The following is an 18,454-nucleotide window of genomic DNA, read 5'->3' as shown; positions in this document are numbered from 1 at the left end:
GCTTTACCCGGCGGATGTGCGTGCGGCGCATTCCGTGCGCTATCCGCCGGATTGCTTTTTTTAACGAAAAGAGAGGGGAACGATGAAGGTGGCTTTCGAAAAAGAAATCCTTTATTGGAACGATAAATTCACAGGTGAAGATGATTCGCTTACCCTGCTGCCTTACAGCAAAGCTCCAAGCCATGCGGCTTCAAGCGTCCGGTCCGTATCCGGAACATTGTCCGGCGAGGCGGCGCAACGGGTCATTCAAATGAGCAAGGGTGCGCCTCTGGCCGCTTATATGATCTTGCTTGCGGGAGTTCAAGTCTTGCTGCACAAATATACAGGTGATTCCGCTGTTCTTGTCGGTATGCCGGTCGTGAAGAAACCTCAAGAGACGCGTCGGCCGATTAACCATACAGTCATTCTGAAAAATATGTTCGGCAGCGGGGTCACCTTCAAATCGGTTTTGAACGAATTGAAGGTTTCTCTCCCCGAAGCTATCCGGCATCAGCAGATTCCTTTTCTGAAAATGACGGAAAAGCTTGAGCTTCAGTATGCGGACGGGGTCCCGGTCGTCAATACACTCGTTTCATTGGATGAGCTGCACGGCACCGATGCAGGCGGGAGCGTAGTCTGGGACTGCCTGTTCAGGTTCCGTCTCCAAGAAGGCTCGATACATCTTCAGATGTCGTATAACGAAAATCTGTATCACGCGGACTTTATGACCAGGGTTATCGGTCATCTGGACCGTCTGCTTGCTGTCGGATTAAACAACCTGGATGGGGAAACGGCTGAAGCGGCCATGCTGTCTCCGGAGGAGGAGTATCGGCTTGTTCACGCTTTTAACGAGACGGAAACGGACTATGCGGCAGATAAAACGATCCACGCGCTGATCGAGGAGCAGGCGGCCCGGGTTCCGGATGCGACAGCTGTCGTCTTCGAACAGGAACGTCTCACATACCGGGAGCTCAACGAGCGGGCGAACCGTCTGGCGCGGACGCTGCGTGCGGCGGGTGTGCAGCCGGATCAGCTCGTCGGTCTGATGGCCGGACGCTCGCTGGAAATGGTTGTCGGCATATTGGCGGTTTTGAAGTCCGGAGGCGCGTATGTGCCGATCGATCCCGAGTATCCCGAAGAGCGCATCCGCTACCTGTTGGAAGATTCGGGTGCGAAGCTGCTGCTGACTCAGCGGCGGCTGCTGGACCGGGTTCCGTTCGAGGGGACCGTACTGCCGCTTGACGACGAGAGTTCCTACAGTGCGGATAATACGAATCCGGAGCCGGTTAGCGGCCCGAATCATCTGGCTTATGTTATCTACACATCGGGTACGACGGGGAAACCGAAAGGCGTCATGGTGGAGCACCACGGGCTCGTCAGTCTGAAGCACATGTTTCAGGACACGCTGGGCATCAACGGATCGGACAGAGTTGTCCAGTTCGCGAGCTTGTCTTTCGACGCGTCATGCTGGGAAGTCTACAAAGCGCTGTTTTTCGGAGCGGCGCTCTACATTCCTACAGCCGATACGATTTTGGATTACCGGCTTTTCGAGCGCTATATGGACGAGAACGGCATCACAGCCGCAATCCTGCCGCCTACGTATGCCGCTTATTTAAACCCCGATCATATGCCGGGACTGCAAAAGCTGATCACCGGCGGCTCGGCCGTGTCGGCGGAATTCGTGCACCAGTGGAAAAGCAAAGTGCGTTATTTCAACGCTTACGGTCCGACTGAGGCTTCGATCGTCACTTCGGTCTGGGCCGCCGAGGCGAATGATACGGGTTGGAAATCCGTTCCCATCGGACGTCCCATCCAAAATCACAAGATTTATATTTTGGACAAGCATGGGCAGGTTGTGCCAGAAGGAGTAGCGGGTGAACTGTGCATAGCGGGTGTCGGACTGGCGAGGGGATATTTGAACCGCCCCGAGCTGACGGCGGAGAAGTTCACCGACCATCCTTTTGCCTCCGGCGAGCGGATGTACCGGACCGGGGATTCCGCCCGCTGGCTGCCGGACGGGAACATCGAATACATGGGCCGGATCGACCATCAGGTAAAAATCCGCGGCTACCGGATCGAGACCGGCGAGATCGAGGAACAGCTTCTGAAAATCCCGTCCGTACAGGAAACGATTGTCATCGCGCGCGAAGAAGAAAGCGGACTGCAGCTGTGCGCCTACGTCGTGGGAGATCAATCGCTGACGATCGGCGAGCTCCGGACAGCACTGGCGCAAAACTTGCCGGGTTACATGATTCCGGCGCATTTCGTGCAGCTGCCCAAGATGCCGCTGACGCCGAACGGGAAAATCGACCGGAAGGCGCTGCCGGATCCGCAAGGGAACGCGCTCGGTGGAGGCGAGTATGTCGCGCCCCGTACCGAAGCGGAGCAGGCGCTTGCCGACGTGTGGAAAGCCGTGCTGAATACAAGCCGCGTCGGGGTTACGGATCACTTCTTCGAGCTTGGAGGAGACTCCATCAAGTCGATCCAGGTTTCGTCCCGCCTGCACCAGGCCGGGTACAAGCTGGAGATTCGCGACTTGTTCAAATACCCGACGATCGCTCAGCTCAGCCTGCATGTGAAGCCCGTCGCCCGGACGGTCGATCAGGGAGAAGTGACCGGACAAGCCGTGCTGACTCCCATCCAGCAGTGGTTTTTCGAACGCGAATTCGCCGATGCGCATCACTTTAACCAGTCCGTCCTGCTGCACCGGAAAGACGGCTTCGACGAGGCTTCTCTCCACAAGGTGCTGCAGAAGTTAATGGAGCATCACGATGCGCTGCGGATGGCGTTCCGCAAAACCGAGCACGGCTGCACGGCCTGGAACCGCGGAATCGGGGAAGGTGAGATGTACAGCCTGGAAATCTCCGATTTCAAGGGCGAGGTGAACCCCGGAGCCGCGGTAGAAGCGAAGGCAAACGAAATCCAGAGCGCGATCGGATTGGAAAACGGGCCTCTCGTAAAAGCGGGCTTGTTCCGCTGCACGGACGGCGACCATCTGCTAATCGCGGTTCACCATGCCGTCGTGGACGGGGTATCGTGGCGGATCTTGATGGAAGATATCGCACTCGGATACGAACAGGCGCGCAAGGGCGAGGAAATCCGTTTCCCCGCGAAAACCGATTCTTATCTTTCCTGGTCCAGACAGCTCGCGGCCTATGCGCAAAGCCCCGACATGGACGCCGAAAAGGCTTACTGGCAGGAGGTGGAGCGCACGCCGGTTCCGCCGCTGCCGAAGGATTCGGATGCGGAGGATTCCCTGCAGCGGGACAGCGAATCGCTTTTTGCCGTCTTGTCTTCCGAAGAAACGGAACTGCTGCTGAAAAAGGTACACCGGGCCTATAACACGGAAATGAACGACATCCTGATCACCGCGCTGGGAACAGCCGTGCAGGAATGGAGCGGCCATGACCGGCTCCTTTTGAATCTGGAAGGTCACGGGCGCGAATTCATCGGTACGGATATCGATATTACGCGTACGATCGGCTGGTTTACGAGCAAGTTTCCCGTCGTGCTGGAGCCGGAGAGCGGCAAAGACTTATCCACTCAAATCAAAGCCGTCAAGGAAAATCTGCGCCGGATTCCGAACAAAGGGATCGGATACGGGATATGCCGTTATCTTTCGGAGCAGGAAGACGGATTGGCATGGGGAGCCGAACCCGAAATCAACTTTAACTATTTAGGCCAATTCGACGACGATCTGCAAAATAACGAGATGGGTCTGTCGCCGTATCCGAGCGGCAGTCCGGCAAGCGACCGGCAGGCTCGAAGCTTCGTACTGGACATAAACGGCATGGTTCTGGACGGCAAGCTGTCGCTTGACCTGAACTACAGCCGGAAACAGTTTAACAAAGCGACGATTGAAAAACTGGCAGGGCTGCTGGAGCAGAGCCTTCGGGAAATCATCGCCCACTGCGCGGCCAAAGAGCGGACGGAACTGACCCCGAGCGACGTACAGTTCAAGGGTCTGACAGTCACCGACATGGAGCGGATCGCGGAAGATACGGCGTCTGTCGGCGAGATCGAAAATATCTACTCCCTTACGCCTATGCAAAAGGGCATGTGGTTCCACAGCGCGATGGACCCGCAGACAGGCGCCTATTTCGAGCAAGCGCGATTTACGCTGCTGGGCGAGCTGGATGTCGACGTTTTCTCCGGAAGCTGGACCGAATTAGCCGCGAGGCATGTCGTGCTCCGGACCAATTTTTACGGCGGCGCGGGCGCGGAACCTATGCAAATCGTGTACCGGGAAAAACCCGTCGGTTTTGAATATGTCGATCTGCGTCATCTGGAACCGGCAGAGCGTACCGTCCAAACCGACCAAAAAGCGGAAGAAGACAGGCGGCGCGGCTTCGATCTGGAGCGGGATGCGCTTTTGCGCGTCACGGTTCTCCGGCTGGAGGAACAGCGCTACCACGTACTGCTCAGCTTCCAGCATATTTTGATGGACGGCTGGTGCCTGCCGCAGCTTACGCAGGAATTGTTCGAAACTTATTCGGCCTTTGTCCGGAATGAGAAGCCCAAACGCATCGCTTCGGCGGACTACATTCAATATATCGACTGGCTGGATAAACAGGATGAAGAAAGTGCTTCCCGCTATTGGTCCGGCTATCTGTCAGGGTACGAAGGACAGACGGTGCTTCCGAAAAAAGCCGATGCGAAAAGCGGCCCCTTCCTTCCGGAGCATGTCGTTTGCGAGCTGGGCAAAAGCTTGAGCGAACGGATGGAGCGGGCGGCCAAGCAGCATCAGGTAACGCTTAATACTTTGCTGCAATCGGCATGGGGCGTCGTTTTACAAAAGATTAACGGGACGGGCGATGCGGTGTTCGGCAGCGTCGTCTCGGGAAGACCGGCCGAGATTCCGGGAATCGAGGAAATGATCGGTCTTTTCATCAATACAGTGCCGGTGCGGGTAACGAGCGAGCCGGACACTTCTTTTGCCGACGTAATGATTAAGGTGCAGGAGCAGGCGCTGGAATCCGGCCGTTACGATTATTACCCGCTGTATGAAATCCAGGCCCGGAGTTCCCAGAAGCAGGATCTCATCCACCATATTATCGCGTTTGAAAATTATCCGATGGACGAGCAGATGCAGCAGGCGGGCGGCGGCCAAACCGGAGGTCTGGCTATAACGGATGTCGAGATGGCGGAACAGACGAATTACGACTTTAATATGACGGTCGTGCCGGGAGAAGCCATTGAAATACGCTTTGATTACAATGCGGGTGTATTCGCGAAAGCGGACATCGAGCGTTTGCGGGGACAACTTCTGCACGTGCTCGAACAAATTGTGAATGATCCCCGAATCAAAGTGGGCGACCTGGAGCTCGCGACGGACGCTGAAAAGTTACAAATCATCGAAGCGTTCAACGACACAACGACGGAATTCCCGCGGGATAAAACGCTTCATCAACTGTTTGAGGAACATGCGGAGAGAATACCGGATGCGGCGGCGGTCGTGTTTGAGCAAAAGGAACTTACGTACCGTGAACTGAACGAGCGGGCGAACCGCCTGGCACGTACGCTCCGGGGCGAAGGAATCGGCCGGGACTGCCTCGTAGGCATTATTGTCGAACGTTCCGTCGAGATGATTGTCGGCATTATGGCCGTGCTGAAAGCCGGCGGCGCTTATGTACCGATCGACCCCGAGTACCCGGAAGAACGTATCCGGTACCTGATCGAAGATTCGGGCGCCAAGGTTATGCTGACGCAGCGTCATCTGCAGGAACGGATTCCCGTCCGGAGCGTCGTGATCGTACTGGATGACGAAGAATCTTACCACCCTGACGGGTCTGAGCTGGAACGGATCAGCGAATCGACCGATCTGGCTTGTGTGATCTATACCTCGGGAACGACCGGAAAGCCGAAAGGAAACCTGGTGTCCCACCGCAATATTATCCGGATCGCACGGAACACGAACTATGTCGAGATTACGGAGCAGGACCGGGTTCTCCAGTTGTCCAGCTATTCTTTTGACGGGTCGATTTCCGACATTTTCGGCGCTTTGGTCAACGGGGCCGCCCTCGTTCTCATTCCGAGAGAAATCATGCTGGAAATCGGGCAGCTGGCCGAATTGATCGAAAAACAGCGGATTACGGTTTCACTCATTACGACAGCTTTTTTCAACGTCCTCGTGGATGTAAATGTGGACTGCCTGCGGCATATGCGGGCCATTCTGTTCGGCGGAGAGCGTGTTTCTGTCGGTCATGTGCGCAAAGCGCTCGCTCATCTGGGTCCTGGCAAAATTATTCATCTGTACGGCCCTTCGGAGAGCACGGTGTACGCTACGTACTATGTGGTGAACGAAGTGGCCGAGGATGCCGTAAATGTTCCGATCGGTCGTCCGATCAGCAATACGACGGCTTATATTGTGGATGCCCGCAATAATCTGCAGCCGATCGGTGTAGCCGGGGAGCTTTGCGTGGCCGGCGAAGGCTTGGTCCGGGGATACTTGAACCGGCCTGAATTGACGGCGGAGAAATTCGTGGACAACCCGTTCGTTCCCGGCGAACGCATGTACCGGACCGGGGATGTGGCGAGATGGCTTCCGGACGGAACGATTGAGTATGTGGGCCGGATGGACGACCAGGTGAAAATCCGCGGCTTCCGTATCGAGCTTGGTGAGGTGGAGGCTCAGCTCCTGAAGGTGGATTCGATCCGGAAAGCGACGGTCGTGGCCCGTGAAACCGCGAGCGGAGACAAGCAGCTTTGCGCTTATTTCACGGCGGACGGACAGCTGCAGGCAAGCCGGTTAAGAAGCGCCTTATCCCGGGAGCTTCCGGGGTATATGATTCCTTCTTACTTCGTCCAGCTGGATGAAATGCCGTTAACGACGAACGGCAAGGTGGACCGCAGAGCGCTCCCGGCTCCGGAACTCAGCCTGCAGGAGGGAACGGAGCATACCGCGCCGAGGACTCCGCTGGAAGCGGATCTGGCCGCCATTTGGCAGAACGTTTTGGGGCTCGGCAAAGTTGGCGTGAAGGATAACTTCTTCGAACTCGGAGGACATTCCCTGCGTGCGACAACCCTTGTCAGCCGCATACGCAAAGAGCTTCACGTCGATTTTCCTCTGAAAGATGTTTTTGTTTACTCGACAATAGAAGAAATGGCTCAAGCGATCGCCAGTCTGGCACAGCTGTCGTTCTCTTCGATCCCGAAGGCGGAGGAAGCCGATACTTATCCGCTGTCTTCCGCGCAAAAAAGGCTGTTCATCCTTCAACAGCTCGAAGGAGCCGACCAAAGCTATAACATGCCGGGAGCTTTGCTTCTGGAAGGAGAGCTTGACCGGACTCGTTTCCAAGAGGCATTCAGAGGTCTGATCGCGCGTCATGAGACGCTTCGTACCGGTTTTGAAGTCGTAAACGGTGAAGCCGTGCAGCGGGTATACGACCGTGTCGACTTTTCGGTGGAGCATATCCGGGTAGTCGGAGAAGACGCGGACGAGGCCGTACGGCAGTTCATCCGGCCTTTCGATCTGGCGGAGCCGCCATTGCTGCGTGTAGGCTTGGTCGAACTTGCCGCCAACCGTCACATCCTGATGTTCGATATGCATCATATCGTATCCGACGGTGTTTCCATGGATGTGCTGGTGGAAGAATTCGTCCGGCTGTACAGCGGCGAAGAGCTGGAGCCCCTGCACATTCAATACAAGGACTATGCGGTATGGCAGCAATCGGAGGCGCAGAAAGAGCAGTTGAAGCGGCAGGAAGCTTACTGGCTCGATGTGTTCCGGGGCGAGCTGCCCGTGCTGGAGCTGCCGACGGATTTTGCCCGTCCTGCCGTCCAAAGCTATGAGGGACAGACGCTCGAGTTTATTGTGGACGGACAGAAGAGCGACGCTTTGAAACGTCTTGCGGCGGAAAGCGGCTCGACCCTGTATATGGTTCTGCTTGCCGCGTATACGGTACTTTTGCATAAATATACGTCACAGGAAGATCTGGTCGTCGGAACTTCGATTGCCGGAAGGACTCACGGTGACGTGCAGCCGCTGATCGGAATGTTCGTCAATACGCTGGCAATCCGCAGTTACCCGGCTGCCGGCAAAACGTTTTTGTCCTACTTGCAGGAGGTCAAAGAAACGACTCTCGGTGCATACGAGCACCAGAATTATCCGTTCGAGGAACTGGTTGAAAAGGTCGGAACGGCTCGTGATTTAAGCCGCAATCCGATTTTCGATACGATGTTCTCCCTGCAAAACCTGGAGAATAAAGAATTTGAGCTGGACGGTCTTAAGCTCACTTCCTATCCGAGCGAATACGGCATGGCCAAATTCGACCTTAGTCTGGATATCGTGGAAGAAAGCGGGCGTCTCGAATGCAGCCTGGAGTATGCGACCTCCCTGTATAAAAAAGAAACGGCCGAACGGATGGCGAGACATTACGAGCAGCTTCTCGGTGCCATCGTGGAAAAACCGGAAGCGAAAATCGCCGAGCTGGACCTGCTGACCTCTTCCGAAAAAGAGCAGTTGTTCGAAGCGTTCAATCCGGCGCTGTCCGAACTGCCGCAGGTGCAGACGTTCCACCGGCTGTTCGAGAAGCAGGCTTTGCGCACGCCCGATGTGGCTGCCGTTGTCTATGAAAACAGCGAGCTGTCCTACCGGGAGCTTAACGAAAAAGCGAACATGCTGGCGGCAAGGCTGCGGGAAGACGGCGTCGGCAGAGAGTCGATCGTCGGCATTCTCGCCGAGCGTTCGGTTGAACTGCTCGTCGGCGTAATCGCCGTATGGAAAGCGGGCGGCGCATACGTGCCGCTGGATCCGGATTATCCGGCCGACCGCATCCGTTTTATGCTCGAAGACAGCGGGGCGACGGTTCTGCTGACGCAGAGTGCTTTGAGAGAGGGCGCTGAAGCATGGCTGGAAGCGGAAGAGACGGCGCTGCGTTTGATCCTCTGCCTGGACGACGAGAAGTCGTACGTTGGGGACGGCGAAAATGCGGCTGTCGGCGGCAAGGATGAGAGCACCAAACCAGGCGCGCTGGATAGCGTCCCGACCGAAACCCAGCCGAACGATCTCGCTTACGTGATCTACACGTCCGGTACGACGGGACGACCGAAAGGCGTCATGATCGAGCACGGCAGCCTCGTGAACACGGCGGCGGCTTACCGCCGGGAATACCGGCTGGACCAATTCCCGGTCCGCCTGCTTCAGCTCGCGAGCTTCTCCTTCGACGTGTTCGTCGGGGATATCGCGCGGACGCTGTACAACGGCGGCACCATGGTCATCGTGCCGAAAGACGACCGGATCGACCCGGCCCGCCTGCACGGCTGGATCCGCGAGAAGCGGATTACCGTGTTCGAATCGACACCGGCGCTTATCGTGCCGTTTATGGAGCATGTCGCGCAGCATGAGCTCGATATGAGCTCGATGGAACTGCTTATTACGAGCTCCGACAGCTGCAGCGTCGGGGACTACCGCATGCTGCAGGAGCGCTTCGGCTCGCAGTTCCGCATCATCAACAGCTACGGCGTCACGGAAGCGGCGATCGATTCGAGCTTCTACGACGAGCCGCTGGCGAAGCTGCCGGAGACAGGCAGCGTGCCGATCGGCAAAGCGTGGTTGAACGCAAGGTTCTACATCGTGGACGCGCATTTGAACCCGGTGCCGGTCGGTGTCCTGGGCGAGCTGTGCATCGGCGGTCCGGGCGTGGCACGAGGCTATCTCAACCGTCCGGATCTGACGGAAGAGAAGTTCGTGGACAGCCCGTTCGTCCACGGTGAACGACTGTACCGCACGGGAGATTTGGCTCGCTGGACGGCGGACGGGAACGTCGACTTTATCGGGCGGATCGACCACCAGGCGAAAATCCGGGGCTACCGGATCGAAACGGGCGAGGTCGAGTCGCAGCTGCTCCAGGCGGACGGCGTCCGCGAAGCGGTCGTGCTCGTGCGCGAAGACGGCGGCGGCCAGAAAGCGCTGTGCGCGTACTACACGGCCGAAGGGGAGCCTGCCGCGAGCAGTCTGCGCAGCGCACTGGCGCAAGAGCTTCCGGGCTATATGATCCCGTCGTATTTCATCCGGCTGGAGCGGATTCCGCTGACCCCGAACGGGAAAGTGGACCGGAAGGCACTGCCCGCGCCGGAAGCAGGCGCAGACGGAGGCGCGGAGTATATCGCGCCGCGCACGCCGCTGGAAGCAAAGCTGGCCGCCATCTGGCAGGACGTGCTCGGGCTTCAGAAGGAAATCGGCATCCGCGATAACTTCTTCGACCTCGGCGGGCATTCCCTGCGGGCGACCACGCTCGTCGGCAAAATCCACAAAGAGCTGAACGTGGACCTGCCGCTGCGCGATGTTTTCCGGCATTCGACGGTTGAAGAAATGGCCGAAGCCATCGCCCGGATGGAACGGCAGGAGCACGTTTCCATCCCGCTTGCCGACAAACGGGACTATTATCCGCAATCCTCGGCGCAAAAAAGGCTGTACATCCTCAACCAGCTTGAAGGAGCGGAACTGAGCTATAACATGCCGGGGGCGCTGATGCTCGAAGGAGCACTGGACCAAAAGCGGTTTGAGGAAGCGTTCCGCAGACTGGTTGAGCGGCACGAAACGCTGCGCACGGGTTTCCAAATGGCGAACGGGGAAGCGGTACAGCGGATCTATGAAGCTGTTGAGTTTTCCGTGGAACATATTTCGGCGAATGAGGAAAAAGCGGCCGAAGTGGTGCACAATTTTGTCCGTCCGTTCGATCTTGCAAAACCGCCTCTGCTCCGCGTAGGTTTGATCAAGCTTGGGACTGAGCGGCATATCCTGATGTTCGATATGCATCATATCGTGTCCGACGGGGTTTCGATGGACGTGCTGGTGGAGGAATTCGTCCGGCTTTACAGCGGTGAAGAATTGGAACCTCTGCGCATTCAGTACAAGGATTACGCTGTCTGGCAGCAGTCCGAGGGGCAGAAAGAGCAGCTGCTGCGCCAGGAAGCTTACTGGCTTAATGTTTTCCGCGGAGAGCTGCCCGTGCTGGAACTGCCAACGGATTATGCGCGTCCCGCCGTCCAGAGCTACGAGGGGCAGACGCTCGAGTATTTCCTGGACGCTCCGAAGAGCGATGCTTTGAAACAGCTTGCGGCGAAAACCGGAACAACGCTCTATATGGTGCTTCTTGCCGCTTATACCGTTATGCTGCATAAATATACCGGACAAGAAGACGTGATTGTCGGCACACCGATTGCGGGCCGGAACCACGGCGATGTGGAACCGCTGATCGGCATGTTTATCAATACGCTGGCGATTCGCAGTTATCCGGCCGCAGACAAAACGTTCCTCTCCTACTTGAAGGAGATCAAGGAAACGACCCTCGGTGCGTACGAGCACCAGAACTACCCGTTCGAGGAGCTGGTGGAAAAGGTGCAGGTTGCTCGGGATTTAAGCCGCAATCCGCTTTTCGACACCATGTTCACACTGCAAAACACGGATAACAAAGACTTTGAACTCGAGGGTCTCCGTCTGACTTCGTATCCAAGCGACAGTTCCATGGCGAAATTCGATATAAGCCTGGATGTAGTGGAGGAAAACGGCGGCCTGGATTACAGCTTTGAATATTCGACCGCTTTATATACGAAAGAAACGGTAGAACGGATGGCCAAGCATTACGAGCAGCTTCTCGGTGCCATCGTGGAAAAACCGGAAGCGAAAATCGCCGAGCTGGACCTGCTGACCTCTTCCGAAAAAGAGCAGCTGTTCGAAGCGTTCAACCCGGCGATGTCCGAGCTGCCGCAAGTGCAGACGTTCCACCTGCTGTTCGAGGAGCAGGCTTTGCGCACGCCCGATGCGGCGGCCGTTGTCTACGATGACAAGCAGCTGACCTACCGGGAGCTTAACGAAAAAGCGAACCGGCTGGCGGCAGCGCTGCGTGCGGACGGCGTCGGCAGAGAGTCGATCGTCGGCATTCTCGCCGAACGTTCAGTGGAACTGCTCGTCGGCGTGATCGCCGTATGGAAAGCGGGCGGCGCGTACGTGCCGCTGGATCCGGATTATCCGGCCGACCGCATCCGTTTTATGCTCGAAGACAGCGGGGCGACGATACTGCTGACGCAGACGGCACTTAGAGAAGGCGCCGAGGCTTGGCTGGAGGCGGAAGAGACGGCGCTGCGTTCGATCCTCTGCCTGGACGACGAGAAGTCGTACGTTGGGGACGGCGAAAATGCGGCTGTCGGAAGCAAGGTTAACGGCAGTGCGACCAACGGCGGCAGGACTGACGACAGTGCGACCAACGACAGCGAGGCTGATGACAGCTTGACCGTCGACACTGCGGGTGACACCGCAGAGCGTGCCGGAATATATGCCGGCCAAGAAGCTGGCACTGCATTAGACCGCACGAATGACAGCACAGCCTCCGGCAGCATGTCCGCGTCAGGCTCATCGGTCAGCGATTCTGCCGAAACCCAGCCGCACGATCTCGCTTACGTGATCTACACGTCCGGCACGACGGGACGGCCGAAAGGCGTCATGATCGAGCACGGCAGCCTCGTGAACACGGCGGCGGCTTACCGCCGGGAATACCGGCTGGACCAATTCCCGGTCCGCCTGCTTCAGCTCGCGAGCTTCTCCTTCGACGTATTCGTCGGGGATATCGCGCGGACGCTGTACAACGGCGGCACCATGGTCATCGTGCCGAAAGACGATCGGATCGACCCGGCCCGCCTGCACGGCTGGATACGGGAGAAGCAGATTACCGTGTTCGAATCGACGCCGGCGCTCATCGTGCCGTTTATGGAGCATGTCGCGCAGCATGAGCTGGATATGAGCTCGATGGAGCTGCTTATTACGAGCTCCGACAGTTGCAGCGTCGGGGACTACCGCGTGCTGCAGGAGCGTTTCGGCTCGCAGTTCCGCATCATCAACAGCTACGGCGTCACGGAAGCGGCGATCGATTCCAGCTTCTACGACGAGCCGCTGGCGAAGCTGCCCGAAACAGGCAGCGTGCCGATCGGCAAAGCGTGGCTGAACGCAAGGTTCTACATCGTGGACGCGCATCTGAACCCGGTGCCGGTCGGTGTCCTGGGCGAGCTGTGCATCGGCGGTCCAGGCGTGGCAAGGGGCTACCTCAACCGTCCGGATCTGACGGAAGAGAAGTTTGTGGACAGCCCGTTCGTCCACGGCGAACGTCTGTACCGCACGGGCGATTTGGCCCGCTGGACGGCCGACGGGAACGTCGACTTTATCGGGCGGATCGACCACCAGGCGAAAATCCGGGGCTACCGGATCGAAACGGGCGAGGTCGAGTCGCAGCTGCTCCAGGCGGACGGCGTCCGCGAAGCGGTCGTGCTCGTGCGCGAAGACGGCGGCGGCCAGAAAGCGCTGTGCGCGTACTACACGGCCGAAGGCGAGCTTGCCGCGAGCAGTCTGCGCAGCGCGCTGGCGCAGGAGCTTCCGGGTTACATGATCCCGTCGTATTTCATCCGGCTGGAGCGGATTCCGCTGACCCCGAACGGGAAAGTGGACCGGAAGGCACTGCCGGCGCCGGAAGCCGGCGCAGACGGAGGCGCAGAGTATATCGCGCCGCGCACGCCGCTGGAAGCAAAGCTGGCCGCCATCTGGCAGGACGTGCTTGGTCTTCAGAAGGAAATCGGCATCCGCGATAATTTCTTCGACCTCGGCGGGCATTCCCTGCGGGCGACCACGCTCGTCGGCAAAGTGCACAAAGAGCTGAACGTGGACCTGCCGCTGCGCGATGTTTTCCGGCATTCGACGGTTGAAGAAATGGCCGAAGCCATCGCCCGGATGGAACGGCAGGAGCACGTTTCCATCCCTGTTGCCGAAGATCGGGAGTACTATCCGATGTCGTCGGCGCAAAAACGGCTCTTTATCCAGCACACGCTGGAAGGAGCGGATGAGCTTTACAACATGCCGGAGATGCTGCAGCTGGAAGGGCCGGTGGATATCGGCCGGATAGAGGAAGCTTTCCGGACCTTGATCGCAAGGCATGAGACGCTGCGTACCGGGTTTGAAATGGTTCACGGCGAACCGGTTCAGCGGGTGTATGCTCATGTGGAATTTGCGGTCGAGCGGAGTAAATCTGCCAAAGAAGAAGCGGAACAGGTTGTCCGCCGCTTCGTCCGCGCGTTTGACTTGAAGACGCCGCCTCTGCTTCGCGCGGGCCTGATCGAGCTGGAGCCGGAGCTGCACCTTCTACTGTTCGATATGCACCATATGGTCTCCGACGGTGTGTCCATGTCGATATTGGTGGACGAATTCTCCAGGCTCTACGCGGGAGAAACGCTTCCTCCGCTGCGTATTCAATACAAGGATTACGCGGTGTGGCAGCAGAGCGAAACATACAGGGAGCGCACACGGCGGCAGGAAGCGTACTGGCTGCAAGCTCTGGCCGGCGAGCTGCCTGATGCCGAACTCCCGGCCGATTACGATCGTCCGGCGGTACGCAGCTATGAGGGCGCTCATCTGGAATTTGAAGTCGGTGAGGATCTCTCGGCAGAGCTGAGTAAACTGGCGGCCCGATCGGGAACCACCTTGTTTATGATTCTTTTATCCGCCTACAGCGTACTGCTGTCCAAATACAGCGGACAAGAAGATGTGATTGTCGGAACCCCCGTCGCGGGCAGAACGGATGCGGATCTGGAGCCGGTTATCGGCATGTTCGTCAACACGCTGGCGATCCGCAACCGGCCTGCCGGAGATAAAACCTTCCTTTCCTTCCTGGAAGAAGTGAAAGAGACGGCATTGGGAGCTTTCGAGCATCAGGATTATCCGTTCGAGGAGCTTGTGGAGCGCTTGAATGTGAAACGGGATACGGGTCGGAACCCGCTGTTCGACACGGTGTTCGATATGCAAAATATCGAAGAGCACGACGCCGAGCTGGGGACACTTCGTCTAAAGCCGTATGAGCTGGACGATTTGGAAGAAGCGAAGTTCGATCTGACCTTGTTCATGTCCGAAGAGAACGGAACGCTCAGCGGAGGTTTCTTTTACGGGACGAAATTGTTCCAAGAGGGAAGAATCCGGACGATGGTCCGGGATTACCTGCATGTCCTGTCCCAGATTTGCGAAAATCCGGAAAGCCGGTTAAGCGAGATTCACTGCCTCAAGCCTTCCGCCGGCACGAAGAGTTCGGTAGAAGCGATTGAATTTGCCTTTTAGACAATGCCCTGACAGCCGCTAGGTGTTCATGCCTGAAGAGTGTGTGTCCGGTAAAAAGGGGCGCGCACTCCGGGTATGGGCGATCTTATTTTAGGGGAGGTACGCATGAAATCGTTGTTTGAAAAGGAAGAAGCGTATTGGAAACAAAAATTCAATGCCGAAGACAGCTTGACCTTTCTTCCGTACAATCCGCCTTCCAAGACTGTGGACCGCCCGAGTTCCGAAGAGAAACCGGACGTTGTCAGCCTTACGCTGCCGCCGGAATTGTCCGCAAGAATCCTCCGGCTCGCCAACGGCTCGGATCTGGCTGTTTTTATGATCGTACTGGCGGGGGTAAACTGCCTGCTCCACATTTATGCGAGACGGGAAAATGTGCTCGTCGGGATTCCTGCCGATACGGGAAACGGGGAAGAGCCGGCGATCCACGATTTTCTTCTGATTAAAACGTACATAAACCGCGAAAGCACGTTCAAATCCCTGCTTGGCCAAGTGAAGCCGGCTATCGGCGAAGCGCTGGAAAATCAGCAGTTTCCTTTCAGGAAAATGACGGAAGCCCTGAACATTGAGACCACACTTGAAGGAATTCCCGTCCTGAATACGATTGTTACCTACAAAAAAATCCATAAGGCGGATGTTCAAGGAAAAGCCGCCGCGGATACCGTTTTTGAATTTGATTTAAGCGGAGATTCCATCCGGATGGACGTAAGTTTTAACGGCCGGAGGTATGATACCGATTTTATTGAAAAGGCCGCCGGGCATCTCGTGCAGCTTTTTTCCGTCCTGTTGTTTCAACCGGATCTTGAATTGGGCAAAGCGGATATGCTTACTCCTTCCGAGAAACAACGGCTTCTTGCTGAGTTTAACGACACGGAAACGGACTATGACCGGGACCAGACGATTCATGGATTGATCGAGGAACAGGCTGCCCGGGTTCCGGATGCGACAGCCGTCGTTTTCGAGCAGGAACATCTTACTTATCGGGAGCTTAACGAACGGGCGAATCGTCTGGCGCGGACGCTGCGTGCGGCCGGAGTGCAGCCGGATCAGCTCGTCGGCTTGATGTCCGGACGTTCGCTGGAACTGGCGGTCGGCATTTTGGCTGTATTGAAAGCCGGCGGGGCGTATGTGCCGATCGATCCCGAGTATCCCGAGGAGCGCATCCGCTATCTGCTGGAAGATTCGGGAGCGAAGCTGCTGCTGACTCAGCGGCGGCTGCTGGACCGGGTTCCGTTCGAAGGAACCGTCTTGACGCTCGACGACGAGAGTTCCTACAGTGACGACGGAACGAATCTGGAGCCGGTTAGCGGTCCGGATCATCTGGCCTATGTGATCTACACGTCCGGAACGACGGGGAAACCGAAGGGCGTGATGGTGGAGCACCACGGCCTGGTCAGCCTGAAGAACATGTTCCGGGACACGCTGGGCATCACCGGCACGGACAGAATCGTCCAGTTCGCGAGCCTGTCGTTCGACGCGTCTTGCTGGGAAGTGTACAAGGCGCTGTTTTTCGGGGCCGCTCTCTACATCCCCACAGCCGAGACCATTCTGGATAACCGGTCGTTCCAGCGCTATATGCACGAAAACGGAATTACGGCGGCCATCCTGCCGCCGACCTACGCGGCCTATTTGGACCCGGAACATATGCCCGGGCTTCAAAAGCTGATCACCGGAGGCTCGGCCGTATCGGCCGAATTCGTTCAGCAGTGGAAAGACAAAGTACGGTATTTTAACGCTTACGGTCCGACGGAGGCTTCGATCGTCACTTCCGTTTGGACGGCAGGCAAAGGGGACAACGGGCTGAAGCCGATCCCGATCGGCCGGCCGATTCAGAACCATCGCATTTACATCCTGGACGAACATCGTCAACTGGTTCCTATTGGAGTCGAGGGAGAGCTGTGCATTGCGGGCGATGGATTGGCGCGGGGATATTTGAACCGTCCCGAGCTGACGGCCGAGAAGTTCGTCGATCATCCTTTTTCACCGGGGGAGCGGATGTACCGGACCGGCGACCTGGCCCGGTGGCTGCCGGACGGAAACATCGAATACCGGGGCCGCATCGATCATCAGGTGAAAGTCCGCGGCTACCGGATCGAAACGGGCGAAATCGAGGAGCAGCTCCTCAAGATTCCGTCCGTACAGGAAACGATCGTCATCGCCCGGGAGGAGGCGGACGGGCAGCAATTGTGCGCTTACTTCGTGGCGCAGTCCAAGCTGACGGCCGCCGGACTCAAGGAAGCGCTGGCTAAGGAGCTTCCGGGCTACATGATTCCGGCGCATTTCGTGCAACTGGTCCGGATGCCTCTGACGCCGAACGGCAAAATCGACCGGAAAGCTTTGCCCGCCCCGGAAGAAGCCGTGGAGCAATCAGCCGAATATACCGCACCCCGAACGCTTTTGGAGGTGAAGATCGCCCAGATCTGGAAGGATGTGCTCGGTCTTCGCAGAATCAGCGTGAAGGATAACTTTTTCGATCTCGGAGGCAGTTCCTTAAGTCTTATGCGGCTGATACAAACGATTTATGACGAAACCGGCATCGAAGTTCCGCTGAATCAGCAGTTCAAGAATCTTACGGTGGAAGCGATGGCACTCGGAAGCGGTGAAACGGGCCTGGAGATTAAGGGGCAGTCGTTTATCAAGCTCAATAAGAGCGGAGCCATGAACGTATTTTGCTTTCCTCCGGGAAGCGGATTCGCTATCGGGTACCGGGAACTCGCAAACCTGCTGGACGACCGTTTCGTTCTGTACGGGACCGATTTTATCGAAGGTTCGGAAAACTACGAAGCGATGCTGGACGACTATATCGACGAAATCGTGCGCCTGCAGGAGGAATCTCCTTACGTGCTGCTCGGCTACTGCTTCGGCGGGAATTTGATGTTCGAAGTCGCTCAGAGGATGGAGAAGAGAGGCTTTCGCGTCTCGGACTTGATCATGGTAGACTCCTGGATCAAGGAAACGCTGACACCTCTCGAGACAACCGACAGTGAATGGCAGGAAATACTGGAGGATTTGTCGGAAACGGAAAAAGAGCTGATGGAGAACCCCGTTATCCGCGAGCGTGTCAGCAGCAAAGTGCGGGCAACTTTGATGTACGAAGCGCAGCTCATAAACAGGGGAGCGGTTGAGGGAAATATCCATGAGCTGATCGCCGAAGACAGCGACGTCTTCCGTCTGGAGCACGGCCTGCCATCCTGGCGCGGGGCGGCTGCGGGAACCTATGCGGAATACAAACTCCCCGGCGCACACGAGAAGCTGCTTGAACCGGAATGCCTGGACGGAACGGCCAAAGTCATCCTCCGGATTCTGGAGGAAGCCGCTCAGCGGAACGGCGCATCGCCGAAGGTGCTCCATGGAAGCTGACGGCCGATCCATCGCCGGGAAGGGGGA

General features: G+C 57.3%; 2 protein-coding genes. Both read left to right on the top strand.

Features of this window, described 5'->3' with window-relative positions:
* Positions 1 to 88 precede the first annotated feature (88 nt).
* Positions 89 to 15,070, top strand: coding sequence for an amino acid adenylation domain-containing protein (locus ABC395_RS14250; protein WP_413004018.1), 14,982 nt, complete (start codon positions 89 to 91; stop codon positions 15,068 to 15,070).
* A 105-nt stretch (positions 15,071 to 15,175) separates the two neighbouring features.
* The gene (locus tag ABC395_RS14245) at positions 15,176 to 18,427 is read left to right on the top strand and encodes a non-ribosomal peptide synthetase (protein ID WP_413004017.1); all 3,252 of its coding nucleotides are present in this window, start codon (positions 15,176 to 15,178) and stop codon (positions 18,425 to 18,427) included.
* Positions 18,428 to 18,454: the final 27 nt, after the last annotated feature.

It is taken from the genome of Paenibacillus canaveralius, from assembly GCF_047238265.1.
GTDB lineage: Bacteria > Bacillota > Bacilli > Paenibacillales > NBRC-103111 > Paenibacillus_F.
This window is presented reverse-complemented; position numbering and strand designations above follow the sequence as displayed.

Excerpts from the sequence above, each read along its gene's own strand:
- ABC395_RS14245 (WP_413004017.1), top strand. The coding sequence starts at position 15,176 with ATGAAATCGTTGTTTGAAAAGGAAGAAGCGTATTGGAAACAAAAATTC.